Origin of the sequence: Nioella ostreopsis (assembly GCF_004000255.1) — a bacterium.
Lineage (GTDB): Bacteria > Pseudomonadota > Alphaproteobacteria > Rhodobacterales > Rhodobacteraceae > Nioella > Nioella ostreopsis.
In genome coordinates, this window is sequence record NZ_RCIQ01000038.1 from 1 (window position 1) to 23,500 (window position 23,500).

At 64.9% G+C, this 23,500-nt stretch carries 21 protein-coding genes, 1 tRNA gene and 1 pseudogene; 13 read left to right on the top strand and 10 right to left on the bottom strand.

Going from position 1 to position 23,500, the window contains the following annotated elements; genetic code table 11:
• From EP237_RS21725 to EP237_RS21740, 4 genes and pseudogenes are all read right to left on the bottom strand, one after another.
• Positions 1–380 (bottom strand): annotated as a pseudogene (locus EP237_RS21725) (hypothetical protein); the annotation flags it as partial.
• Between the two features lie 356 nt (positions 381–736).
• Positions 737–813: transfer RNA gene (locus EP237_RS21730), tRNA-Arg, on the bottom strand.
• A gap of 51 nt (positions 814–864) precedes the next feature.
• On the bottom strand, positions 865–1,335 hold the full coding sequence (locus EP237_RS21735; protein ID WP_127562927.1) for a GNAT family N-acetyltransferase: 471 nt from the start codon (positions 1,333–1,335) through the stop codon (positions 865–867).
• Positions 1,336–1,339: 4 nt separating this feature from the next.
• Positions 1,340–1,651, bottom strand: coding sequence for an ETC complex I subunit (locus EP237_RS21740; RefSeq protein WP_127562928.1), 312 nt, complete (start codon positions 1,649–1,651; stop codon positions 1,340–1,342).
• A gap of 420 nt (positions 1,652–2,071) precedes the next feature.
• On the opposite strand from EP237_RS21740, the gene uvrB reads away from it, so the two are divergent.
• Positions 2,072–4,249, top strand: coding sequence for an excinuclease ABC subunit UvrB (gene uvrB / locus EP237_RS21745; protein WP_127562929.1), 2,178 nt, complete (start codon positions 2,072–2,074; stop codon positions 4,247–4,249).
• A gap of 73 nt (positions 4,250–4,322) precedes the next feature.
• Here the strand turns inward: uvrB and EP237_RS21750 are convergent, their stop codons facing one another.
• Both EP237_RS21750 and EP237_RS21755 read right to left on the bottom strand, forming a co-directional pair.
• Positions 4,323–4,874: an REP-associated tyrosine transposase gene (locus EP237_RS21750; protein ID WP_127562930.1), complete on the bottom strand. Its 552-nt coding sequence runs from the start codon at positions 4,872–4,874 to the stop codon at positions 4,323–4,325.
• Between the two features lie 191 nt (positions 4,875–5,065).
• The gene (locus EP237_RS21755) at positions 5,066–5,644 is read right to left on the bottom strand and encodes a DUF1285 domain-containing protein (protein ID WP_127562931.1); all 579 of its coding nucleotides are present in this window, start codon (positions 5,642–5,644) and stop codon (positions 5,066–5,068) included.
• An 85-nt stretch (positions 5,645–5,729) separates the two neighbouring features.
• Between EP237_RS21755 and EP237_RS21760 the strand changes: the two genes are divergently transcribed.
• From EP237_RS21760 to EP237_RS21780, 5 genes are all read left to right on the top strand, one after another.
• Positions 5,730–6,737 (top strand): AAA family ATPase, encoded by a 1,008-nt coding sequence (locus EP237_RS21760; RefSeq protein ID WP_127562932.1) that lies wholly within the window; start codon positions 5,730–5,732, stop codon positions 6,735–6,737.
• Entirely contained in the window at positions 6,734–7,627 is an 894-nt protein-coding gene (locus EP237_RS21765) for a DUF58 domain-containing protein (RefSeq protein ID WP_127562933.1), read from the top strand. Before EP237_RS21760 ends, EP237_RS21765 begins: the two co-directional genes overlap by 4 nt.
• A gap of 178 nt (positions 7,628–7,805) precedes the next feature.
• Positions 7,806–10,565: a DUF4159 domain-containing protein gene (locus EP237_RS21770; protein WP_127562934.1), complete on the top strand. Its 2,760-nt coding sequence runs from the start codon at positions 7,806–7,808 to the stop codon at positions 10,563–10,565.
• Position 10,566: 1 nt separating this feature from the next.
• The gene (locus EP237_RS21775; protein WP_127562935.1) at positions 10,567–12,633 is read left to right on the top strand and encodes a hypothetical protein; all 2,067 of its coding nucleotides are present in this window, start codon (positions 10,567–10,569) and stop codon (positions 12,631–12,633) included.
• Positions 12,634–12,921: 288 nt separating this feature from the next.
• Positions 12,922–13,251, top strand: a complete 330-nt coding sequence (locus tag EP237_RS21780; protein WP_127562936.1) for a hypothetical protein — start codon at positions 12,922–12,924, stop codon at positions 13,249–13,251.
• A gap of 91 nt (positions 13,252–13,342) precedes the next feature.
• On the opposite strand, the gene EP237_RS21785 is transcribed toward EP237_RS21780, so the two are convergent.
• Together EP237_RS21785 and EP237_RS21790 are read right to left on the bottom strand one after the other, a co-directional pair.
• A complete protein-coding gene (locus tag EP237_RS21785; protein WP_127562937.1) occupies positions 13,343–13,693 on the bottom strand; it encodes a hypothetical protein in 351 nt (116 codons plus the stop codon).
• Between the two features lie 54 nt (positions 13,694–13,747).
• Positions 13,748–14,455: a DUF599 domain-containing protein gene (locus EP237_RS21790; protein ID WP_127562938.1), complete on the bottom strand. Its 708-nt coding sequence runs from the start codon at positions 14,453–14,455 to the stop codon at positions 13,748–13,750.
• An 83-nt stretch (positions 14,456–14,538) separates the two neighbouring features.
• Between EP237_RS21790 and EP237_RS21795 the strand changes: the two genes are divergently transcribed.
• The 6 genes from EP237_RS21795 to EP237_RS21820 all read left to right on the top strand — a co-directional run bounded on the left by EP237_RS21795 (position 14,539) and on the right by EP237_RS21820 (position 20,324).
• Positions 14,539–15,978, top strand: coding sequence for an FAD-linked oxidase C-terminal domain-containing protein (locus tag EP237_RS21795; protein WP_127562939.1), 1,440 nt, complete (start codon positions 14,539–14,541; stop codon positions 15,976–15,978).
• A gap of 80 nt (positions 15,979–16,058) precedes the next feature.
• Complete coding sequence (locus tag EP237_RS21800) at positions 16,059–17,195, top strand: FAD-binding protein (RefSeq protein ID WP_127562946.1); 1,137 nt, start codon at positions 16,059–16,061, stop codon at positions 17,193–17,195.
• On the top strand, positions 17,192–17,503 hold the full coding sequence (locus EP237_RS21805) for a hypothetical protein (RefSeq protein WP_127562940.1): 312 nt from the start codon (positions 17,192–17,194) through the stop codon (positions 17,501–17,503). Before EP237_RS21800 ends, EP237_RS21805 begins: the two co-directional genes overlap by 4 nt.
• Positions 17,504–17,513: 10 nt before the next feature.
• On the top strand, positions 17,514–18,836 hold the full coding sequence (gene glcF / locus EP237_RS21810) for a glycolate oxidase subunit GlcF (RefSeq protein ID WP_127562941.1): 1,323 nt from the start codon (positions 17,514–17,516) through the stop codon (positions 18,834–18,836).
• Between the two features lie 63 nt (positions 18,837–18,899).
• Positions 18,900–19,733 (top strand): trypsin-like serine peptidase, encoded by an 834-nt coding sequence (locus tag EP237_RS21815; RefSeq protein ID WP_240661728.1) that lies wholly within the window; start codon positions 18,900–18,902, stop codon positions 19,731–19,733.
• Positions 19,734–19,865: 132 nt separating this feature from the next.
• Entirely contained in the window at positions 19,866–20,324 is a 459-nt protein-coding gene (locus tag EP237_RS21820) for an Hsp20 family protein (RefSeq protein WP_127562942.1), read from the top strand.
• Positions 20,325–20,695: 371 nt separating this feature from the next.
• On the opposite strand, the gene EP237_RS21825 is transcribed toward EP237_RS21820, so the two are convergent.
• On the bottom strand, positions 20,696–21,568 hold the full coding sequence (locus EP237_RS21825; protein WP_127562943.1) for a hypothetical protein: 873 nt from the start codon (positions 21,566–21,568) through the stop codon (positions 20,696–20,698).
• 138 nt (positions 21,569–21,706) lie between these two features.
• On the opposite strand from EP237_RS21825, the gene miaB reads away from it, so the two are divergent.
• Positions 21,707–23,032, top strand: coding sequence for a tRNA (N6-isopentenyl adenosine(37)-C2)-methylthiotransferase MiaB (miaB, locus tag EP237_RS21830; RefSeq protein ID WP_127562944.1), 1,326 nt, complete (start codon positions 21,707–21,709; stop codon positions 23,030–23,032).
• Positions 23,033–23,069: 37 nt separating this feature from the next.
• On the opposite strand, the gene EP237_RS21835 is transcribed toward miaB, so the two are convergent.
• On the bottom strand, positions 23,070–23,459 hold the full coding sequence (locus EP237_RS21835; protein ID WP_127562945.1) for a hypothetical protein: 390 nt from the start codon (positions 23,457–23,459) through the stop codon (positions 23,070–23,072).
• Positions 23,460–23,500 lie beyond the last annotated feature (41 nt).

The window sequence follows — 23,500 nt, forward strand, 5'->3', positions numbered from 1 at the left end:
CTGTGAGAGTTCTGCAACAACGCCGCGGAACTGGGCGAAAATGTCAGCGCGACCATACTTGGTAAGCCCGACCCAAACCTTGTTGCATTCCGTTCGACCTCGGGGGCGGTCTCTTTCACAAGCTCGAAGAGCCGGTCCATCAGGGCAACGGTCTTGGGCGTTCCCTTTTCCTTTTCCCAATATGCGCGTTCAGTTGGGGCGCTCATGGCGTCATCGTCTTCATCAACAACGCCGCGCTGCATCTCGTCGTGCACCTTGGTGAACACCAGAGTGATAAGGTCACCCACCTCGAATGCCTGCAGCTGAATGGCGATCAAGGGAACGGCACCATTGAAAAGCGACACCACATTCAGAAATCGGCTGGTGATGTCTTCGGCCACTAGAACGGCGCAATGCTCATACTGGGGGTCGTGTCAAAACACCCCGATGCAATACGGAGGCGAGTTCGCAGCATTGCCCGCAAAAGATATTTTTGCATGCCTCGTACTGTCGGAGTACGAGTGTCGTCTTTAACGGGCTGCAGCGCAGTATTGTCAAGCGATCGTTAACAGCGGTTCCGCGCCAGCTTGCAGCCTCAACTTCGTCGCACCGCCTCCACTTTGCGAATGCTCTGCCAGCCTTCCCGTACCAAATTCGCAACAGACAGGATTCGACGGAGATTGCTTCCAAACAACTGGCGAACAAACCAATCCTCGAGACGATAAAAACGTAAACTATTGAATTTAAATGATAAAAATGGCGATCCCGCGAGGACTCGAACCCCGAACCTGCTGATTAGAAGTCAGCTGCTCTATCCAGTTGAGCTACGGGACCGCTGTGCCTTAATTGCGCGAGGCGGGGCAGGAAGGCAAGGGACAAGCCGCATCATAGCGCGCGGGTCATGAAGACCGAAAGCGGATCGTCCGCATAGCCCGCATAGGGGCCGCAATTGGTGAACCCGGCACGGGCATAAAGCATCCGCGCGGCGTCGTGGTCCTGGCCGGATCCGGTCTCCAGGCTGATCCGGACCACCTTGCGCCCGCGCGCATCCGCCAGCATGCCCTCCAGCAGCGCCTGACCCGCACCGCGCCCGCGCGCCTTGGCAAGGACATGCATTGATTTCAGTTCCTCATGGCCTCGCTCGATCGGTGCCAGCGCGCCAACAGCCATAAGCTGGCCAGCGTCACGCAGCGAAAAGATCCGCGCACCCGAGGTGGACAGGTCATCGGCGGATTTGACGTGACAACTGTCCTGCGGGGTCTGTGCCCGCATTAGCGCTTCGTGAACGCGGAGCAGTTCCGCCACATCCGGTCGCGTGGGCGTGTCCAGATCGACGGTCCAGCCTTCGGGGGCCATGCTGTCAGTGGGTCCAGACTTGGCGACGGTTGGTGGCGAAATTCTCGCCGTAGCCGCCCTTGCGGATATTGGCCTTGCGTTTCTGCGGCTGCAGAATGACGGCCTCGATCCCGTGATCCCTGGCGTAGTCTTTCGCCGCTTCAAGGCTGTCGAAGCGCAGCTTGACCTGGCTGTTCATGTCGCCCGATCCGGTCCAGCCCATCAGCGGATCGACCTCGCGCCGTTCAGCGGGGGCAAATTCCAGCACCCAAGTCCTGGTCTTTCCAAGGCCGGATTGCATGGCGTTCCGGGCCGGCTGATAGATTCGTGCGCGCATCGGGCCACTCCTTGGCAGGTCACGGGGCTGTCTTATCATGAAACCCGGTGCGGTATGCAACGGTCAATCTGGTCGCGGGAATGGGGGAAAGCAGGTTACCGGCCGGGCTCGTGGAGCGAGTGTGGGGTGGGTGGTGCGAGGCCGACCGGCAACCGTTTGCTGCTTGCCATGCGACCTTAGGGTGGGGAGGCATCGGGCAGCAAGGGAATACTCCCGCAGATTTCTTACGAAATCGTTTAAAATTCAGTGCAATGCGTGCATGAAGCAGGTTTTTTCCGACGCCGGCAGGCACCTGACAGAATGCTGTCAGCAGCTGTCAGCTATGACGTCCCCGCCGGGGATGCCCGGCGAAATTCCCCGCCGCCCCCTTGCAGGCGAACAAAAAGAGATCATTCTAGGGGGCAACCCAAGGATACAAGCATGCCCTATTCCACCACCGACCGCCGCGACATTGCCGAGGCCACAAATGCCCGCACCAAGCTGGAAGGCGGCAAGCGCTTCGTCATGCACACCACGTTTCAGCCTGCGGGCGACCAGCCCACGGCCATCGCGGAGCTTGCGCAAGGGGTGATGGATGGTGAACGCGATCAGGTGCTGCTTGGCGTCACCGGCAGCGGCAAGACCTTCACCATGGCCAAGATCATCGAGGAAACGCAGCGCCCCGCCATCATCCTAGCCCCCAACAAGACGCTGGCCGCGCAGCTTTATGGCGAGTTCAAGGGCTTCTTCCCGGAAAACGCCGTCGAATATTTCGTCAGCTATTACGACTACTACCAGCCCGAGGCCTATGTGCCGCGGTCGGACACCTACATCGAAAAAGAATCGCAGATCAACGAACAGATCGACCGGATGCGCCATTCGGCCACCCGGTCCTTGCTGGAACGCGATGACGTGATCATCGTGGCGTCCGTGTCCTGCATCTATGGCATCGGCTCGCCAGAGACCTATACGGCGATGACGCAGGATATCGAGGTCGGCAAGGAATACAATCAACGCGCCGTCATGGCGGACCTGATCGCGCAGCAGTACAAACGCAACGATCAGGCGTTTCACCGGGGCACCTTCCGGGTGCGGGGCGACAGTCTGGAAATCTGGCCGTCTCACCTTGAGGATCGCGGCTGGCGACTGTCCTTCTTCGGCGAGGAACTGGAATCGATCACTGAATTCGACACGCTGACCGGCGCCAAGACCGATACGCTGGAGAAGGTCCGCGTCTACGCCAACAGCCACTACGTGACGCCGACGCCGACGATGAAACAGGCCATCAAGGGCATCAAGGCAGAGCTGACCCTGCGGCTCAAGCAGCTGGAAGACGAGGGCAAATTGCTGGAAGCGCAGCGACTGGAGCAACGCTGCCGCTTCGATCTGGAGATGCTGGAGGCCACCGGCGTCTGCAACGGGATCGAGAACTATTCCCGCTACCTGACGGGCCGCGCGCCGGGCGAACCGCCCCCCACGCTTTTCGAATACATCCCCGACAACGCCATTGTCTTCGCCGATGAATCCCACGTCTCCGTTCCTCAGATCGGCGGCATGTACCGGGGCGACTACCGGCGCAAATTCACGCTGGCAGAACACGGGTTTCGCCTGCCCAGTTGCATGGACAACCGGCCGCTCAAGTTCGAGGAATGGGACGCGATGCGGCCCCAGTCGGTCTTCGTCTCCGCCACCCCCGCGGCGTGGGAGCTGGAACAGACCGGCGGCGTCTTCACCGAGCAGGTGATCCGGCCCACCGGCCTTCTGGACCCGGAGGTCGAGATCCGCCCCGTCACCACGCAGGTCGATGACGTGATGGACGAGATCCGCAAGGTGACGGCGGCGGGCTTCCGCACTCTGGTCACCACGCTGACCAAACGCATGGCCGAGGACCTGACCGAATACCTGCACGAACAGGGCATCAAGGTGCGCTACATGCATTCCGATATCGACACGATCGAACGGATCGAGATCCTGCGCGACCTGCGGCTTGGGGCGTTTGACGTGCTGGTGGGGATCAACCTGCTGCGCGAGGGGCTCGACATCCCCGAATGCGGGCTGGTGGCCATTCTGGACGCGGACAAGGAGGGGTTCCTCAGGTCCGAGACCTCGCTGGTGCAGACCATCGGGCGCGCCGCCCGCAACGTGGAAGGCCGCGTCATCATGTATGCCGACCGGATCACCGGCAGCATGGAACGCGCCATCGGCGAAACCAACCGCCGCCGCGAAAAGCAGATGGCCTATAACGAGGAACACGGGATCACGCCCGCGACGGTCAAGAAGAACGTCGAGGATATTCTGGCGGGCCTCTACGAGGGCGACGTCGACATGTCCCGCGTCACCGCCAAGGTGGACAAGCCCCTGCATGGTGCCAATCTGGAGGCCCATCTGGAGGGCCTGCGGGAGCAGATGCGCAAGGCCGCCGAGAACCTCGAATTCGAAGAAGCCGCCCGGCTGCGGGACGAGGTCAAACGGCTGGAAGTGGTCGATCTGGTGGTCTCGGACGACCCGCTGGCCCGCCAATCCGCCGTGGACGCAGCGGTTGACGGGGCCGCGAAGGCAAGCGGCCGGTCAACGGCGGGGAGGCCCGGTCAGAGGGGTGGAAAGAGGCGGAGGGGCTAGCAATCGTAGGGTGGGCAGTTCTGCCCACCAAACCCCCTATCCCGTATCATCAACGGTGGGCAGACTGCCCACCCTACGGACATCGTTCTCCGAAATCGCCCTCCATCTCCAGAGCCACCCATTCCGGATCGACCCGCCCGGCTCTGATGTCCCGGTGGATTGAAGAAAACGGCCAATCCGCTGGCCGCTCGACCAATCCGTGTTTTACCGGGTTGCCCCAGCAATAAGCCACATGCGCCCGGAAATCGGCTTCGTCCCGGATCGTATGTTCCCAGAAGCGGCGCTGCCAGATTCCCTGCTCCCGCTTGGCCCGCTTGCTTTGGGAAAGTGTAGGGTGGGCAGGTCTGCCCACCTCTGCCGCCACCATTCGTGTGAACCGGTGCTTGATCTTGCGCCAACGCTCTGAATAGGCGCTGTCCCCCTCCGGCAGGGTCCAGACCGCGTGCAGATGATCGGGCAGCACGACCATCGCATCACAGCGAATCGGTGCTGGGCGGACGGTTGCCCGGTACGCACGGCGCAGGCCTTCGATATGGTCGGTCAGCAGGGAGGAGGATCGCTCGGCAAGATTGACGGTAAAGAAAAAGCTGCCACCGGGGGCTCTGGATCGGATGTAGTTGGGCATGGGAGCAGAAAGCATGAGCGCCGTTACCGGGACGTTAACGTGAAAGGTGGGCAAACTGCCCACCCTACGCAGGCCGCTTTTCAAACGCGCCAGTCATCTCCACACCCACTTATCGCTTCGGCTTGAATTTCGGACGGTTCACCGATGAAGACGCGGCGGAACGAGGGCTGCAGGTTCCGGAATTCTGAGCCTCAAACCTCCAGCTCCGTCACCGGGATGATCGGGAAGAACTGGCCGGAGGACCAGACGCCGAACATGTCCACGCCCTCGACCTCGTGCGATTCGCCGAGCTCGATCATCCGGTAGAAGGTCTTGCGGTCAATCAGCGCCTCCAGCCCGGCGCGGATATGGATGTAGGGTGAGGGTTCGCCGGTCTCGTCGCGCTCCACGCGGATGGGGTGATCCGCATCCGCGACCACCACATCCTCCACATTGGTGGTGAAGGTCATGACCTGATCGCGGCCATCGCCCGCCGCGTCCATGTCCACCGCCACGAAGGGGGCGTCCACCACGCGGATGCCGACCTTTTCGACCGGCGTCACGAGGAAATACTTGCCATCTTCCAGCTTCAGGATCGAGGCAAAGAGCTTGACCAGGGGAAAGCGGCCAATCGGGGTGCCGAGGTAGAACCAGGTGCCGTCGCGTCGGATTTCCATGTCCAGATCGCCGCAGAAATCGGGATTCCACAGGTGAACCGGCGGGTGTTTGCCGTCTTTCTGGGCAGCTTTTGCCGCTGCAATCAGGCTGTCGGGGGTGGCTTTCACGATCATTTGTCCGGTCTTTGCTTTTGCCGTTTGAGCTTGTTGCAATAGTTGTCTTTACTAGGAGAACATAACCATTCACCGGAGCATTGCCATGTCTGACCCCGAAAAGCTGGTCACAGAGATCGAAAATCTGGGGGGAAAGCTGGCCGAGGCCAAGGCCGCCATCGCCACCCGGATCATCGGGCAGGAGGAGGTGGTGAACCTCTCGCTGGCCGCGATGCTGTCGGGCGGGCATGCGCTGCTGATGGGCCTGCCGGGGATGGGCAAGACCTTGCTGGTCGATACGCTGTCCACCGTCATGGGGCTGACGGGATCGCGCATCCAGTTCACGCCGGATCTGATGCCCGCCGATATTCTGGGGTCGGAAGTGCTGGAAACCGGCGGCGATGGCGCGCGGTCCTTCCGGTTCATCAAGGGGCCGATTTTCTGTCAGCTGCTGATGGCCGACGAGATCAACCGCGCCAGTCCGCGGACGCAATCGGCGCTGTTGCAGGCGATGCAGGAAATGGAAGTGACCGTCGCGGGTGTGCATCACCCGTTGCCGCGCCCCTTCCATGTGCTGGCCACGCAGAACCCGATCGAGCAGGAAGGCACCTATCCGCTGCCCGAAGCGCAGCTGGACCGGTTCCTTGTGAAGATCGACGTGGACTACCCGGACCGGGCGACCGAGAAGGGCATCTTGCTGGCCACCACGGGCGTGGACGAGGCCACTGCGCATCAGGTGTTCGACACAGACATGCTGATGGCCGCGCAACAGGTGGTGCGGCGGATGCCGGTGGGGGATGCGGTGGTCGAGATGATCCTCGATCTTGTGCGCGCCTGCCGGCCCGAGGATGCGGGCGCGCCCGGCCTCGTGCGCGATCACGTGGCCTGGGGGCCGGGGCCGCGCGCGGCGCAGGCGCTGATGCTGACCGTGCGGGCGCGGGCGCTGCTGGATGGGCGGCTTGCGCCCTCGCCCGAGGATGTGGCGGCCATGGCGCGGCCCGTCCTGTCGCATCGTATGGCGCTGAGTTTCGCGGCGCGGGCTGAAGGGATCGAGCTGGATGCAGTGATTGATGCGGTTACGGCGCAGGCGACCCGCACCGAGGCCGCCGCTTGACCCAAGCCGCGCTTCATACAGCCGAAACGCTCCGGTCCCGGTCCGAGGCCGTCGCGGGCAGCCTGCCGGCGCTGCTGGCCGATGCGCAGCATCTGGCGGCGACGATCCTGCTTGGCGAGCATGGGCGGAAGCGGCATGGGATGGGCGATGAGTTTTGGCAGTATCGCAGCGCCGAGGCGGGCGACAGCCTGCGCGCCATCGACTGGCGGCGGTCGGCCCGGGCCGACGGGCTCTACGTGCGCCAGAGCGAATGGAAAGCGGCGCAATCGGTGATGATCGGCGTCGATGACGGGCAGAGCATGGGGTATTCCGGGGCCAGGACGCGGCCCTCGAAGCTGCGCCGGGCGCAGACGCTGGCGATGGCGCTCGCGATCCTTGCGGTGCGGGGGGGGGAACGGGTGGGGCTGACCCATCTGGCGGAACCGCCGCGCAGCGGCGAGGCACAGCTGATGCGCATGGCGGCGGCTCTGATGGAGGAGCGAGAGACGGCGGATTACGGCGTGCCGTCGCCGCAGATATTGCCTGCCGGGTCGCGGGCGGTGTTCCTGTCGGATTTCCTGGGCGATCTTGGGCCACTGGAACGAGCGCTCGGGCAGGCCGCCGACCGGGGCGTCAAGGGCGCGCTGGTGCAGGTATTGGACCCGGACGAGGAAAGCTTCCCCTTCGACGGGCGCACGGTGTTTGAAAGCATGGGCGGTGGATTGCGGTTCGAAACGCTGAAGGCGGGCGGGCTGCGGGCGGTCTATCTGCGGCGGCTTGCAGCGCGGAAGGACCAGTTGCGCCAGATCGCGGCGCGGACCGGCTGGCGCTATCATTGCCACCATACGAGCGATGCGGCAGAGCCGAGCCTGCTCTGGCTTTACCGGGCGCTCGAAAAGGGGGCGTCATGATGGTGGTTGGCGGTGGCGAATGCCCTTCGAAGGGCATTGAAACGCTCTTCGAAGAGCGTTCTGGCGCACCATTCAGACGGGAGAGAGCCGTTCGACGGTGCGCGGATCAAATTCCTTCGAAGGAATTTGCAAGCCTCTTCGAAGAGGCTTCCCCGCGCAACGCCGAAAGGACTGCACCATGATCGGTCCCGTTGCCTTCACCACGCCGCTTCTGCTGCTGACGCTCTTTTTCCTGCCGATCCTGTGGTGGCTGCTGCGCGCCGTGCCGCCTGCGCCGATCCTGCGGCGCTTTCCCGGTGTGGCGCTGCTGATGGGCCTGAAGGACGAAGACAGCCAGTCCGACAAAACCCCGTGGTGGCTCTTGCTGCTGCGTATTCTGGCGGTCGCAGCGGCGATCATCGGCTTTGCCGGGCCGGTTTTGAACCCGCAGGAGGCGAGCGATCGGGATGGGCCATTGCTGGTTCTGATGGATGGCTCCTGGGCCTCGGCCCGTGACTGGCCGGCGCGGATCGACCGGGCGCGGGCGCTGATGGAAGACGCGGGCCGCGAGGGCCGCCCGGTGGCGCTGGTCCAGCTGACCGACCTGCCACCCGTGGGTGACATGCCCTTCCAGTCGGCCAATGCCTGGGCAGCGCGGCTCGACAATCTCGACCCGGCTCCTTTCGCCCCGGACATGGCGCAGGCACTGGCCTGGGCGGATGGGCTGGAACCCGGCATCCAGACCTTCTGGTTCTCGGACGGGCTGGACCATGCGGGCCGCGACGCGCTGCTTGACCGTTTGCAACAGGCCGGGCCGGTCACGGCCTTTGAGGGCAGCCGCACCCTGTTGGCGCTCGGCCCGCCCCGGTTCGAGGATGGCGTGATCCGTCTGACCGGGCAGCGGCTGGACGGCGCGGGGGAGCGGGAGGTCACGGTTCAGGGCTTTGGCCTCGACCCCGCCGGGATCGAGCGGGAACTGGCGCGCGGCGTGATGGTGTTCGACGCCGGTGAGACCAGCGCCGAGATGCAGCTCGATCTGCCGCCGGAGCTGCGCAACCGGATGAACCGGTTCGAGATCGCGGGCGAACGCAGTGCTGGCGCAGTGACGCTGACCGATGACGCGTTGCAACGCCGGCAGGTGGGTCTTGTCGCGGGCAGCCCGGATCAGGAGGGGCAGGAGCTGCTCTCGCCGCTGCACTATCTGCGGCAGGCGCTGGCGCCCACGGCGGACCTGCTGGAGGTGGCACTGCCCGATATGCTGCTGGCCAGCCCCGATGTGATTATCCTGGCCGATGTGGCCACGCTCTCGCCCGAGGAGGACAGCGAGCTGCAGGCCTGGGTCGAGCGGGGCGGCATGCTGGTGCGTTTTGCCGGGCCGCGTCTGGCGGGGTCGGACCTTGCCCGCGACAGTACCCATCCGCTGATGCCCGTGCGCCTGCGCGAAGGGGGCCGCACCGTGGGCGGCGCGATGAGTTGGGGGGAGCCCAAGGCGCTGCGCGTCTTTGACGAGGCCTCGCCCTTCTATGGCCTGCCGATCCCCGAGGATGTTCTGGTCACCGCGCAGGTGCTGGCACAGCCCGACCCGGAGCTGTCGGAACGCACCATCGCGGCGCTGGCTGATGGCACGCCGCTGGTCACGCGCAGCCGGTTGGGACAGGGGCAGGTGGTGCTGTTCCATGTCACGGCCAATGCGGAATGGTCGAGCCTGCCTCTGTCGGGTCTCTTCGTGCAGATGCTGGAACGGCTGGCGATTTCCACCCGCCCCGTGGACCCTGACGCCGCCGATCTGGAGGGGGTCACCTGGGTGCCCGACATGGTGCTCGACGCATACGGCCAGCGCCGGGATGCCGGGGCCCTGCCGGGGGTGGCCGGGGCCGATCTGGCCAATGCGCCTCTGTCGGCAACGCTGCTGCCGGGGCTTTATGCGGGATCTGATCGGCGGGTGGCGCGCAACGTGATGGCGGTGGAGGCCGTGCTGACCCCGGCCGACTGGCCCGGAGATGTGCCCGTCGAAGGGCTGCGCGTGGTCGAAACCGAAGACCTCACGCCCTATTTCCTCACAACCGCGCTTGTCCTGCTGCTGCTTGATTCGCTGGCGGCGCTATGGCTTTCGGGGCGATTGACCGGCAGGGTGCGGGGGGCGGCCATCGTGCTGGCCGCGCTGCTGGTGCAGCCGGTTGAGGCGCAGGAGCTGAGCGATGACGACATCCTCGCGCTGCTCGCCACATCCGAGATCACGCTAGGTTATGTGCTGACCGGGGACGCGCAGCTTGACGAGATCTCTCGCGCGGGGCTGTGGGGGCTGGGGCTGACGCTGACCAGCCGCACCTCGGTCGAGCCCGCTGCGCCGATTGGCGTCGATCTGGAAACCGACGAGCTGGTGTTCTTCCCGCTGCTCTACTGGCCGATCAGTGTCGATCAGCCGACGCCGTCCGACGCCGCCTATGCGCGTCTGAACGCCTATCTGCGCGGGGGTGGTATGATCGTCTTCGACACGCGCGACGCCGATATCGGGGCCTTCGGGGCAGGCACGCCCAATGGCCGCCGCCTGCGGGAACTGGCCGAGCCGCTGGATATCCCGCCGCTGGAACCGATCCCCGATGACCACGTGCTGACCCGCGCCTTTTACCTGCTGCAGGATTTCCCGGGTCGCCATCTGGGCCGCGATGTCTGGGTCGAGGCCGCGCCGCCTGATGCAGAACAGGTCGAGGGCATGCCCTTCCGCAACCTCAATGACGGGGTGACGCCGGTGATTATCGGCGGCAATGACTGGGCGGCAGCCTGGGCCACCTCACCCTCTGGCCAGCCGATGTTCCCGGTGGGGCGCGGCTTTACCGGCGAGCGACAGCGCGAGATTGCCCTGCGCTTCGGCGTAAACCTCGTGATGCATGTGCTGAGCGGCAATTATAAATCCGATCAGGTCCATGTCCCGGCCCTGCTGGAACGGTTGGGGCAATGACATGACCGGATCCATCCTCTTCGACCCGCTGCTGTCCTGGCCCCTCATCTGGGGGCTGGCGGGGGCTGTTCTGGCGCTTCTGGCCTTGCAGGTCTGGCGGGGCTTGCCTGGCTGGTGGCTGCGCGGGCTGGCGGGGCTGGCTTTGCTGCTGGCGCTGGCCAACCCGGCGCTGCAAAGCGAAGAGCGGGAGCCGCTGAGCGATATCGTGCTTCTGGTGATCGACGAAAGCGCCTCGCAGCGCATTTCCGACCGACCGGGGCAGAGCGAAGCGGCGATTGCCGAGATCCGGCGAGAGGTGGCCGATCTGGGGATGGAGCTGCGCGAGGCGCGGGTTTCGGATGCCGCCGACAATCAGGGCACGCTGGTGATGGCGGCCCTGACCGAGCTGCTTGCCGAGGAGCCGCGCGCGCGGATCGCCGGGGCCATTCTGGTCACCGACGGGCGTATCCATGACCTCGACCATGCCCCCGACCTGCCCGCGCCGCTGCATGCGCTGATCACCGGAGAAGCGACGGATTGGGACCGGCGGCTGATCATCCGCAACGCACCGTCCTTTGCGATTCTGGGCGAAGAGGTCGTCATGACCCTGCGCGTCGAGGATGAGGGCGCGGTGCCGGGTGACCTGCCCGCGCGGGCCGAGCTGCGCATCTCCATCGACGGCGATGCGCCGCGCAGCTTCATGGTGCCCATTGGCCAGGATATGGAGCTGCCGCTGGTGCTGCCCCATGCGGGCATGAACGTGATCCAGTTCGAGCTGCCGGAGGCACCGGGCGAGCTGACCGACCGCAACAATGCCGCCGTGGTGCAGATCAACGGCGTACGCGACCGGCTGCGGGTGCTGCTTGTCTCGGGTCAGCCGCATCCGGGCCAGCGGACCTGGCGCAACCTGCTGAAATCCGATCCGGCGGTGGACCTAGTGCATTTCACCATCCTGCGCCCGCCCGACCGCAACGATGGCGTGCCGGTGACCGAGCTGAGCCTCATCGCCTTCCCCACGCGGGAGCTGTTCCTGGAAACCATCGACGAATTCGACCTGGTGATCTTCGACCGCTATCAGCGGCGCGGTATCCTTCCGATGGTCTATCTCGACAATGTCCGCCAATACGTGGAACGGGGCGGCGCGCTTCTGATGGCGACGGGACCGGAATTCGCCACGGCCGCCTCGCTCTATCGCACGCCTTTGGCCGAGATCATGCCGGGCCGTCCCACGGCGCAGGTGATGGAACAGGCCTATCTGCCCACGATCTCTGCCCTTGGCGAACGACATCCGGTGACTCGGGGTCTGAGCGACGAGCACACGGCCCTGCCCGGCAGCGATGCGCCCTGGGGCCGCTGGCTGCGCCAGATCGAGCTGATCGAGGACAGTGGCCAGACGGTCATGACCGGGGCTGAGGACCGGCCTTTGCTGATGCTTGACCGGGTGGGGGAGGGGCGCGTGGCGCTGCTCGCGTCCGACCATGCCTGGCTGTGGGACCGGGGCTATGAGGGCGGCGGGCCGCAGCTGGAACTGCTGAGGCGGCTCGCGCATTGGATGATGGGCGAGCCGGAGCTGGAAGAAGAGGCGCTTCGGGCCGAGGCCGACGGTCAGGTGATCTTCGTCACCCGCCAGACCCTGGGCGATGCGGTCGGGTCGGTGACGGTGACCTACCCGGACGGGTCGGAGCATGAGTTGGCTCTGGAGGAAACCGCGCCGGGCCGGTTCACGGGAGAGGTGACGGGGCCGGAAACCGGGCTCTACCGGTTGCGTGAAGGCGAGGAAGAGGCGGTCATCGCGCTTGGCCCCGCCGCGCCGCGCGAGTTCGAGGAAACGCTGGCCAGCGGCACGGCGGTAGAGCCGTTAGCGGGTGCGATGCGCGGCGGTGTGCTGCGGCTGGAAGCCGGCGTGCCGGATGTGCGTTTGGTGTCCGAAGGGCGCAACGCGGCGGGGCGCGGCTGGATCGGCCTGACCCCGCGCGGGGCGTATCTGACCACCGATATCACGGTGACGCCGCTGATTGCCGGCTGGCTGTTCCTGATGATTGCCGCGGGGCTGATGCTGGCGGCGTGGCTGCGCGAGGGGCGGCGGTGATTTCGCCGCGCCTTCGGCCCGTCGACCGGGGGCGATTTTTGGAAAAATCGCGGGGGGCTCTGCCCCCGTCGCTCCGCTCCTCCCCCGAGGTATTTTTGCCAAGATGAAAGCGATGCCGGTCGTCGGGCAGGGGCGACAGAGCTATGACGAAACGGCTGGTTGGGGCAGGCGTCGTTTGGGCGCGGCCCATGCTTTGGCACTTTGGCATTTGACTTGTGAACCGGTAAGGCACAGGCTGTTCCGGATGGTTCCTTTATTGGGCACCACAATATTTGAAAGATATCTCCAATGAATATGAACAGTTTCCGCGCGTCGGCATTTGCCGGCGCCCTCGCGCTTCTTGCCTCGCCGGCGGTTGCAGACCGGGTGTCTATTGCCGTGACCAACAATACAGGATTTGCGATCACCCAGATGTATCTCGACGGTGCCCAACTCGCGAACTACACAGTGGAGCGTCTGGATGGCGGCACCATCGAGAGCGGTAGTCGACGGGAGTTCGGCATCGAGTCGGACTCCACATGCCAATATGATATCTACACCATGACCAGTGGTGGCACGGCGAGCAACTTTCGGTTCACGATCGAAGGGTGCGGATCGGGTGGTGTTACCGTCAACTGACAGGACGGTCGGGGTCGCGCTGATGTATAGGTCGCGACCCTGTCTGCTACAGGCGGTTTCCGCGACGGGGATTGCCGCGCTGAAGGGGCAGTCAGTCGAGTGAAACGGGGGTTGTCTCCGCTGCCCACCCGGTCTGGCTGGTGCGGGCGCGGATATGGACCAATGTTGTTCCGTCCGGCAGCAGAACGCCGAACAGGGACCGGGTGAAGGGCTGCTCGGTCACGTGGGGATGGGTCAGGACGCGGGTGCCCAGTATCGTGCCGTCTGCGAGTTCCACCCGCCAGCCATCGGCGTAGTCGTCCCAGCCCGTATCGCCATGCTCCAGCGTCACCTCGAAACGCCAGCCGCCGCTGGCCTGTGTGGCCTCGGCCCCGACAATGCGGGCGGGATCGGCGAGCGCCGGGCTGGCGAGCAGCAGCAGGGTGGCGGCAGGACGGAGCATGGCCGGAGGCTGCCACCGGAGCGGCGGCCTGTCACATGACATCTGCGCGAGGGCTCAGCGCTCTGCCTGCGCGGGTGGCAACAGGATCCGCCGGGAATGGGAGGCGAAGTCTCGCGACCAGATCATGTAGCTGACCGCCACTGTGCCGAAAATCAGTGCCAGCGGGCCAAGCAGCCAGGCCAGTGACCCGAGCGAGAAATAGAGCGCGCGCAGGCCCCGGTTGAAGTTGAAGGCGGCGCGGATATTGACCTCGGCCGCCTTCATGGCGCGGGGCAGGGTGCGTGGATCGTCGGGTTCGTTCGGCACAGCCGCCATCAAGACGGCGCAATACCCGAAGAGCCGGTTCGACCAGACGAATTTCAGGAAGGCATAGAGCAGGAAGATACCGGTCGCCATCAGCTTGACCTCGACGACCAATGTGGGCGACCCGCCGAGCGTCAGGTCCTCGGCCACACCAAGCAGCCGTTCGGCATTGCCGATAAGCGCCAGCAGCCCGCCAAGCGCGATCATCGAGGCGGAGGCGAGGAAATTCGTGCCTTGCCTGAGGCTTGACAGGATCGCCGCGTCGAAGATGCGGGGCTGGCGGGTGATCATCTCTCGCATCCAGTCGCGGCGATAGTCGATCATCAGGATCGTCACCGAAGGGCGTTTGAGCCGCTCGGATTCGATCAGCCCGCCGAGCACGGCCCAAGCAGAGAAGGTCAGCGCAACGGCAAGCGCATCGAGCGGGGCGAAAAGGGCAAGCTGGTCAATAAAGCGCATGCTGAAAGCCTATATCTGAGCACTATCTATTGCCACAGGGGTAAATTGGTTATATTTGTTTACCAAAGCAAGGGAGGGTCACTATGGAAATGCCAATTCCCAATGCGTCGGTTCTGTCGGCCAAGGCCCGGATCGTGGCGCGTCTGAAGGCGGCCCTGCCGGGGGACGCGGTGATCGACGCGCCCGAGGAGGTGCGCGCCTATGAATGCGACGCGCTGACCGCTTATCGCTGCCCGCCGCTGGCTGCGGTGCTGCCGTCTTCGACGCAGGAGGTCGCGGCGGTGCTGAAGATCTGCCATGACGAGGGCGTACCGGTCGTGCCGCGTGGGGCGGGCACGTCTCTGGCCGGGGGCGCCCTGCCGACCGCCGATAGCGTTATCCTCGGCGTGGCGCGGATGAACGAGGTGCTGGAAACCGACTATGACAACCGCTTCATCCGGGTGCAGTCGGGGCGCACCAACCTGAGCGTGACCGGCGCGGTGGAGGAGGAAGCCTTTTTCTACGCCCCCGATCCCTCCAGCCAGCTGGCCTGTGCCATCGCGGGCAATATCGCGATGAATTCGGGCGGGGCGCATTGCCTGAAATACGGGGTGACGACGAACAACCTTCTGGGCGTGACCATGGTGCTGATGGATGGCACGGTGGTGGAGATCGGCGGCGCGCATCTGGATGCGGGCGGGCTCGACCTGCTTGGTGTGATCTGCGGCTCCGAAGGGCAGTTGGGCGTGGTGACCGAGGCCACCCTGCGCATCCTGCCCAAGCCCGAGGGCGCGCGGCCCGTGCTCATCGGCTATGACAGCAACGAGGTGGCGGGCGAATGCGTGTCCGACATCATCAAGGCGGGCGTTCTGCCGGTGGCGATCGAGTTCATGGACCGGCCCTGCATCCGCGCGACCGAAGCCTTTGCCAAGGCGGGCTATCCCGATTGCGAGGCGCTCTTGATCGTCGAGGTCGAGGGATCTGAGGCCGAGATCGACGCGCAGCTCGGGGTGATCAGCCAGATCGCCCGCAAGCATAACCCGGTGGAGCTGCGCGAAAGCAAATCCGCAGAGGAAAGCGCGCGGATCTGGCTGGGGCGAAAGTCGGCCTTCGGCGCCATGGGGCAGATCAACGACTACATGTGCCTCGACGGCACGATCCCGGTGTCCGCCCTGCCGCTGGTGCTGCGCCGGATTGGCGAGATGTCGAAGGAGTACGGGCTGGACGTGGGCAACGTCTTCCACGCGGGCGACGGCAACATGCACCCGCTCATTTTGTTTGACGCCAACAAGCCGGGTGACCTGGAGAAATGCGAGGCCTTCGGGGCGGATATCCTGAAGCTCTGTGTCGAGGTGGGCGGGTGCCTGACGGGCGAGCATGGCGTGGGGATCGAGAAGCGCGACCTGATGGGGTCCCAGTTCACCGGGCCTGACATGGCGGCGCAGATGCGGGTGAAGGATGTCTTCGACCCGAAGTGGCTGCTCAATCCGGCCAAGGTGTTTCCGCTGTCGGTCTCCGAGGCGCACAGGAGTTTCGCCGCCTGACGGCGTCGACCCGGCGGGGGGCCAGCCCCCCGCACCCCCCGAGGTATTTTTGCCAAGATGAAGGAAGGGCGCCTGCCATGTTGAGCCCCGTCGATGAACAAGACCTGAGCGAGGCGGTGGCCGGGGCCGGAGGGCCTTTGCGTATCGTGGGCGGGGGCACGCGGCCCGTGGGACGGCCGGTGGCGGGAGAGGTGCTGTCGGTCGCCGGGCTGTCCGGCATCGAGCTTTACGAGCCCGGCGCGCTGACCATCGTGGCGAAGGCGGGCACGCCGCTTGCGGAGGTCGAGGCGGCGCTGGCGGCGGAAAACCAGCGGTTGCCCTTCGAGCCGATGGATCTGCGCGGGCTGCTTGGCACGTCGGGCGAGCCGACGATTGGTGGTGTTGTGGCGGCGAACGTGTCGGGGCCGCGGCGCATCCAGGCGGGGGCGTGCCGGGATTCGTTGATTGGCGTGCGCTTCGTCGACGGGCGCGGGACGGCGGTGAAGAACGGCGGGCGGGTGATGAAGAATGTCACCGGCTATGACCTGGTGAAGCTGATGGCGGGCAGCTACGGCACGCTCGGTGTGCTGAGCGAGGTGGCGTTCAAGGTGCTGCCGGGTGTGGAGACGCGGGCCTGCGTTCTGCTGAACGGGCTGTCGAATGCGGATGCGGTGGCGGCGATGTCGAAGGCGCTTGGCTCTCCCTTCGAGGTCTCGGGCGCGGCCCATTCGCCTGCCGGGATGGACGGGCATCCAGTGACGATGCTGCGGCTGGAAGGCTTTGCTGACAGCGTGACCTATCGGGCGGGCAAGCTGCGGGAGCTTTTGGCGGATTATGGGGATATCTCGGTAGAAACGGACCCGGACAAGGTGCTGGCGGGCTGGAACTGGGTGCGCGATGTGGAGCCGTTCCACGGGCGCGCGGGCGATGTCTGGCGGGTGTCGGTGAAGCCATCGGACGGGCCGGAGATCGCGGCGCGGGCCGGGGGGGATGTGCTGATGGACTGGGGCGGCGGGCTTGTTTGGGCCTTGGTGCCCGAGGGCACGGACCTGCGGGCGGACCTCGGCACGTTCTCGGGCCATGCCACGCTGATCCGGGCGAGCGAGGAGACACGGGCGCGCCTGCCGGTGTTCCAGCCAGAGCCTGCACCGGTGGCGGCTTTGACCGAAGGGTTACGGCGGCAGTTCGACCCGAGGGATATCCTGAACCCAAGCCTCATGGGGGGCGCATCCCTATGATCGGGCTGCTGGTCCTGCCAAGCGTGATCGGGCTGGTCACCTGTTTCCTGGGGGAAAGGCTCGGGGCCGCACGCCCGCGCGGCTTGCGCATCGCTGTGGCCGTGGCGCTTTCGGCCCTGTTTTTCGTGATCTATGCCGTGGTGCGGACCCCGTCCGTCAACCTGATGCGCGATGGCGGGGTGATCATGGTCCTTGTTGGGTTCATTGGGCTGGCGGGCGGTAGCCTTGGCGCAGCGGTGGCGGCACTCGGGCCGCGCTGGTTGAGCTACGGTGTGTCGGCGCTGGTGCCGACGATATTCTGGTTCTGAGGGGGCGGGGATGCAGACGTTTTTTACAGATGAGCAATTGCAGGATCCGGGGCTTGCCCGGTCAAACGAGATCCTGCGCGCCTGCGTGCATTGCGGCTTCTGCACGGCGACCTGTCCGACCTACCAGGTTCTGGGCGATGAGCTCGATAGCCCGCGAGGACGGATCTATCTTATAAAAGATATGCTCGAAAGCGGGCGGCCTGCGGATGAGAAGACCGTCAAGCATATCGACCGCTGCCTGTCCTGCCTGGCCTGCATGACCACCTGCCCCTCGGGCGTGCATTACATGCATCTGGTCGACCATGCGCGGGCACATATCGAGAAGACCTACAAGCGGCCGCTGATGGACCGGCTGCTGCGCTGGACGCTGTCGAAGATCATCCCCTATCCCGGCCGCTTCCGGCTGGCCCTGCTTGGCGCCAAGATCGGGCGGCCCTTTGCGTTCCTGATGCCGGACGCGCGGCTGAAGGCGATGCTGGCGATGGCGCCGAAGCAGATCCCGCCCGTCAGCCGCAATGACGACCCGCAAGTGTTTCCCGCGATTGGGGAGCGGAAGAAGCGGGTGGCGCTGATGACGGGCTGCGCGCAGAAGGCGCTGAATACCGATATCAACGATGCGACGATCCGGTTGCTTAGGCGGCTTGGCTGCGAGGTGGTGATTCCGCAGGGGCAGGGCTGCTGCGGGGCGCTGACGCATCATATGGGCAAGGAGAGCGAAAGCCATGCCTCGGCGGCGAAGAACATCCGCGCGTGGAAGGCGGAGATGGATGGGGACGGGCTCGACGCCATTGTGATCAACACGAGCGGTTGCGGCACCACGGTCAAGGATTACGGGCACATGTTCCGCAATGATCCGCTGGCCGGGGACGCGGCGGCGGTCTCGGGTATTGCCATGGACGTGTCGGAACTGCTGATGCAGCTCGACCTTCCGGAAGGGGCCGAGAAGGGCCTGACCGTGGCCTATCACGCGGCCTGTTCGCTGCAGCATGGCCAGCAGATCAAGACCTTCCCCAAGGACCTGCTGAAACGCGCCGGGTTCAGGGTGGTGGAGCCTGCGGACCCGCATCTGTGCTGTGGTTCGGCGGGGACCTACAACCTGTTGCAGCCCGAGATCTCGGGCAAGCTGAAGGACCGTAAGATCCGCACGCTGGAGGCGAAATCCCCCGATATCATCGCGGCGGGCAATATCGGCTGCATGATGCAGATCGGATCGGGCACCGAAGTGCCGATTGTCCATACGGTCGAGCTGCTCGATTGGGTCACGGGCGGGCCGCGCCCGCCGGCTCTGGATGCGGAAGGCAAGCGCGAAGTACCGGTGCCGATCCTGCGCTGAGGGGTCAAACTTCTGCCCCAGTCGGGTGGCATCCTTCGCCGGAATGACACCCGGAGACTGCTGATGCGCGCCCTGCTGGCCCTGCTTCTGATGACCTGTGCGGCCACCGCGCAGAGCTTGCCGACCATCGCGCCGGACGGGCCGCCCTTGCAGGAGGTGACAGGCGACGGGCTGGACCGGCAATGGCTGGCCGTGGGCCGGTTCGATACCGGAACGGGGTTCTGCACCGGCACGCTGATTGCCGCCGATCTGGTACTGACGGCGGCGCATTGCCTGTTTGATGCCTCCACAGGCCGACAACTGCCCCAGGCCGGGTTCCGCTTTGGCGCCGGGTTGCGCAATGGGCAGCCTGTGGCGTTGCGCGGGGTGCGGCGGGTGGTGATGCATCCCGGCTATGCCTTCGACCTGCCAGACGATCTGGACCGGGTGCGGACCGATATCGCGCTGCTGGAACTGGACCGGGCGATCCCCTCCAACCAGGTGGTGCCGATCCCGGCGCGGGGGCGGGCGGCGGAAGGCGACCTTGTGCAGGTCGTGTCCTATGGCCGGGATCGCGAGGACCATGCCTCGCTGGAAAACGGCTGTGCGGTCGAGGCGGGGGATGGCGAAATGCAGGTGCTGAGCTGCCATGTGGTGCCCGGTTCGTCCGGGTCGCCGGTGTTCGTGTCGAGCGGCGGGCATCCCGGTGTCGTGTCGGTGGTCTCGGCCATGGCCCATTGGCGTGATGACCCTGTTGCGCTGGCGGCGGATCTGCAGGGCGGGCTGGCCCCGCTGCTCGATCTGCTGGACCGTACCGACGATGTGTTCGCGCGCGAGGCGCCGCGCCTGCGCACCCTGACCCTGGGCAATAATGGTCAGGACGAACTTGGCGCGCGTTTCATCCGCGTCACCCCTTGAAGCGCGGCGGATCGCATCCCAAATCTTGAACTATCCGGTGCCCGCAACAGGGGCCGGATGTGTCACCCGGGCGGGTCGTATCAGACCGTCCACCAAAACCAAGGTATCGCTCAAGAGAAGAGGATGACCCACATGAGAACCCAGGATTTTTCGCCGCTTTTCCGTGCTTCCGTCGGCTTTGACCGCGTTGCGGACATGCTCGACCGCGTGATGACGCAGGATGTCGGCCCCAATACCTATCCGCCCTACAATATCGAGAAAATCGACCAGAATGCCTATCGCATCTCGGTTGCCGTCGCAGGCTTTACCGGCGATGAACTGAATGTCGAACAGCGCGAGAATGCGCTGGTGATTTCGGCCCGCAAGGAAAAGGACGAGACCGCGCGCACCTATCTGCATCGCGGCATCGCCACCCGCGCGTTTGAAAAGCGCTTTACGATTGCCGACCACGTGCGCGTGACGGCGGCAACCCATGAAAACGGCATGCTGCATATCGACCTTGTGCGCGAAGTGCCCGAGGCGCTGAAACCGCGCCGCATCGAGATCACCTCTGACGCCGGCGTTCCGGCGCTGGAGGCTGAGACCGCCTGACTTGTTTGTCAGGCAATCCCTTCGTTGAACTTTGCGCGGTCCCTCGGGGCCGCGCTTTTTTGTGGCTGGATCGCAAGAACGGGCCGCGGCGCTGTTGGAAGCGGGCGGGGAGGGGCGTTTCGGCGCTGTCTCCTGGATGCTGCGTTTGCCGCCGAGCAGGGTGGAAACGAAGTGAGCGGCGCCGCCCGTTGCAGGGGGCGTGAGGGAAGTGGTCTGGCGAGCCTTGGGCCGTCCGTGCCTGCACCTTCGTCAGGTGGTCTTCGGGTTGGGCGGCTGACCGGATCACGCAAAGGAATCGGTTAACCGGCGGCCAGAGTGGCACGGAAGGGGTTAAGATCGGGTTAGTCCGGCCGCAAATTACACGGGGCGGGTCAGAACCACTGTCCCGGCTCCATCAGCCCCAGTTCCATCAGCTGTCGCGAGGACCAGTAGAAGCGGGTCGATTTGTGCCAGCGGAAACTGTCCACGTCATGGCGTGATCCGGGGTTGGTGCGCAGGGCCTTGGCCACCCGGAAGGAACAGATCGCGGCGGACATGGAATGGTGCCAGGGGCAGGAATATGTGTTCATTTCCTCGATCGACAGCGTGTTGTCCTCGCGCAGGGTCAACCCCTCGACCGCCTGAAACAGCGCTGGCCGGTCGATGCGGCGCTTGGCTTCGGGCACATGTTCCTCGAAGCGCCAGCGCAGGCCCCCGTAGAAATTGAGCTGCCGTTCCAGCACATCGTCATCGGCGTTGCGGCGGGTTTCAGCGTAGTAGCCGGAACTGTCCAGATGCGCGCTTTCCAGTGACACCGCATTGGGACAGTGGGTCAGATCCTCTGCATAGAGGTCGACAACATAGCCCAGAACCGAATTGCGTCGTTCTTCCATTACGAAGGCCAAAGCCTCGCCCACCCGGCGCTGTTCGCAGAAGGGGAAGAACAGGTATTCAGCGTTGAAGCAGTAGTGAATCCATTCCCCCGGCACGAGCCTGATCAGAGTGTTGACGGCGGCCTGCACGGTGCCCGGCTGGCGTGTGGGGTGGCGGATCGTGTCGATGATGTCGGGATCGGCGAGGGATTCGGGCAGGTCCACATCCTCTGGCAGCAGCAGGAAGATGCGGCGAAACCCCAGATGCGTCAGGTGATCGAGCGTCGAGGCAAGCTCGGTCGCATCCTCGGCAATGACCATGGCGAAAGGCCCCTTGCCAAGAGAGGTCCGCGTCGCTTGGCTTCTGAAGTGGTCGAGGGACGGATGGTTCATCTGCCGGTTTCCGGTTCTTGCTGCCCGCGCATACTCTGCCCTCGGGGTTGCGATTTTGCAAACGCCTCTCGCCACCCGCATTGAAGCAGCGCGGCGCTTGCGCTACACGCGGCCTGAAACCCGACAGGAGCCCGCCCCATGTCCGCGCCCAAGAAGCTGTTCGTCAAGACCTATGGCTGCCAGATGAATGTCTACGATTCCGAACGGATGGCAGAGGCGCTCGGCTCGGAAGGCTATGTACAGGTGGGCACGGCGGAAGAGGCGGACATGATCCTGCTCAACACCTGCCATATCCGCGAGAAGGCGGCGGAAAAGGTCTATTCCGAGCTTGGGCGGATGAAGCCCCTGCGTGAGGCCAATCCCGACCTGAAGATCGGCGTGGCGGGCTGCGTGGCACAGGCCGAGGGCGAAGAGATCATGCGCCGCCAGCCGATGGTGGATCTTGTCGTCGGCCCGCAGACCTATCACCGGCTGCCCGCCATGGCGCGGGCGGTGGAGGCCGGGGGAAAGGCGCTCGACACCGATTTTCCCGAAGAGGACAAGTTCCTGCACCTGCCCAAGGCGCGCAAACCCAAGCGCGGGCCGACGGCGTTTCTGACCGTGCAGGAAGGCTGCGACAAGTTCTGCGCCTTCTGCGTGGTGCCCTATACGCGCGGGGCCGAGGTCAGCCGCCCGGCAGATCGCCTGCTGCGCGAGGCGGGTGAGTTGGTGGAACGCGGCGTGCGCGAGATCACCCTTCTGGGCCAGAACGTAAACGCTTATCACGGGGCCGGTCCCGACGGCGAATGGGGGCTGGCGCGGCTCATTCGTGAAATGGCCAAGATCGACGGGCTCGACCGCATCCGCTTCACCACGTCCCACCCCAATGACATGGAAGACGACCTGATCGCTGCCCATGGCGATTGCGACAAGCTGATGCCCTATCTGCATCTGCCGGTGCAGTCGGGGTCTGACCGGATCCTGAAGGCGATGAACCGCAAGCATACGGCGGCGGAGTATGTGGCGCTGATTGAACGCATTCGGGCGGCGCGGCCCGACCTGCTGCTGTCGGGCGATTTCATCGTCGGCTTCCCCGGTGAGACCGAGGAAGACTTCGAGGCCACCATGGATCTGGTGCGCACCGTGGGCTATGGGCAGGCCTATTCCTTCAAGTATTCCGCCCGTCCCGGCACCCCGGCGGCGGAGAAACCCCCGGTTGAAGCGGCGGTCGCGGATGAGCGCCTGCAGCGGCTGCAGGCCCTGTTGACCGAACAGCAACGCGCCGCGCAGGACAGCATGGTCGGGCGCGAGGTCTCGGTTCTTTTTGAGAAGGCAGGGCGGCTGGAGGGCCAGTTGGTCGGCAAGTCCGAATATCTGCATGCCGTTCACGTGCAGGCGCCCGAGCATCTGATGGGTCAGATCGCCCGCGTCAAGATCGTGGAAAGCGGTCCGAATTCGCTGAAGGGTGAACTGATCGCCGAGTAAGGCGGCAGGGCGCTGTGCCCCGCCACCTGTTGTCCGGTCAGTTCTGCATATGCCGGTGCGAGCTGTGCGGCGGCGTATCGCGGAAGATCTGCGCCAGAACCGCCCGGCTGTGGCCGGGGTCGTCCACCCCGTCGATATCCCGGCAGACCCGTTCCGAGATCGCATGCGCCTCGGGGAAGGTATAGCCAGCGGCAACAAGGCTATCGACAAAGACCGGTTCGGGCCGGTCCCAGATCACGTCCTGCCACGGGCCGCGGAAGCAGCTGATGGTGACCGTGACCCGCTGCACCTGTAGGTTTGAATGCGCATGGCCATCAGAGCCGTGCCAATGGCCGTGGCCATGTTCGTGATAGCCATCGGCCGACAAAGGTGCCGATGACAGCAGCAAAGCGGCAACAGCCGCAAGGGATTTGCGTGAAGCTTTCATTTCCCCCAATCCTTTTTACTAGGTCACCCACTCATAAATGG

Bases quoted from the DNA above. Each gene is read 5' to 3' on its own strand.
- EP237_RS21735 (WP_127562927.1), bottom strand. From the start codon at position 1,335: ATGGCCCCCGAAGGCTGGACCGTCGATCTGGACACGCCCACGCGACCG.
- EP237_RS21740 (WP_127562928.1), bottom strand. From the start codon at position 1,651: ATGCGCGCACGAATCTATCAGCCGGCCCGGAACGCCATGCAATCCGGC.
- uvrB (WP_127562929.1), top strand. From the start codon at position 2,072: ATGCCCTATTCCACCACCGACCGCCGCGACATTGCCGAGGCCACAAAT.
- EP237_RS21750 (WP_127562930.1), bottom strand. From the start codon at position 4,874: ATGCCCAACTACATCCGATCCAGAGCCCCCGGTGGCAGCTTTTTCTTT.
- EP237_RS21755 (WP_127562931.1), bottom strand. From the start codon at position 5,644: ATGATCGTGAAAGCCACCCCCGACAGCCTGATTGCAGCGGCAAAAGCT.
- EP237_RS21760 (WP_127562932.1), top strand. From the start codon at position 5,730: ATGTCTGACCCCGAAAAGCTGGTCACAGAGATCGAAAATCTGGGGGGA.
- EP237_RS21770 (WP_127562934.1), top strand. From the start codon at position 7,806: ATGATCGGTCCCGTTGCCTTCACCACGCCGCTTCTGCTGCTGACGCTC.
- EP237_RS21775 (WP_127562935.1), top strand. From the start codon at position 10,567: ATGACCGGATCCATCCTCTTCGACCCGCTGCTGTCCTGGCCCCTCATC.
- EP237_RS21780 (WP_127562936.1), top strand. From the start codon at position 12,922: ATGAATATGAACAGTTTCCGCGCGTCGGCATTTGCCGGCGCCCTCGCG.
- EP237_RS21785 (WP_127562937.1), bottom strand. From the start codon at position 13,693: ATGCTCCGTCCTGCCGCCACCCTGCTGCTGCTCGCCAGCCCGGCGCTC.
- EP237_RS21790 (WP_127562938.1), bottom strand. From the start codon at position 14,455: ATGCGCTTTATTGACCAGCTTGCCCTTTTCGCCCCGCTCGATGCGCTT.
- EP237_RS21795 (WP_127562939.1), top strand. From the start codon at position 14,539: ATGGAAATGCCAATTCCCAATGCGTCGGTTCTGTCGGCCAAGGCCCGG.
- EP237_RS21805 (WP_127562940.1), top strand. From the start codon at position 17,192: ATGATCGGGCTGCTGGTCCTGCCAAGCGTGATCGGGCTGGTCACCTGT.
- glcF (WP_127562941.1), top strand. From the start codon at position 17,514: ATGCAGACGTTTTTTACAGATGAGCAATTGCAGGATCCGGGGCTTGCC.
- EP237_RS21815 (WP_240661728.1), top strand. From the start codon at position 18,900: ATGCGCGCCCTGCTGGCCCTGCTTCTGATGACCTGTGCGGCCACCGCG.
- EP237_RS21820 (WP_127562942.1), top strand. From the start codon at position 19,866: ATGAGAACCCAGGATTTTTCGCCGCTTTTCCGTGCTTCCGTCGGCTTT.
- EP237_RS21825 (WP_127562943.1), bottom strand. From the start codon at position 21,568: ATGAACCATCCGTCCCTCGACCACTTCAGAAGCCAAGCGACGCGGACC.
- miaB (WP_127562944.1), top strand. From the start codon at position 21,707: ATGTCCGCGCCCAAGAAGCTGTTCGTCAAGACCTATGGCTGCCAGATG.
- EP237_RS21835 (WP_127562945.1), bottom strand. From the start codon at position 23,459: ATGAAAGCTTCACGCAAATCCCTTGCGGCTGTTGCCGCTTTGCTGCTG.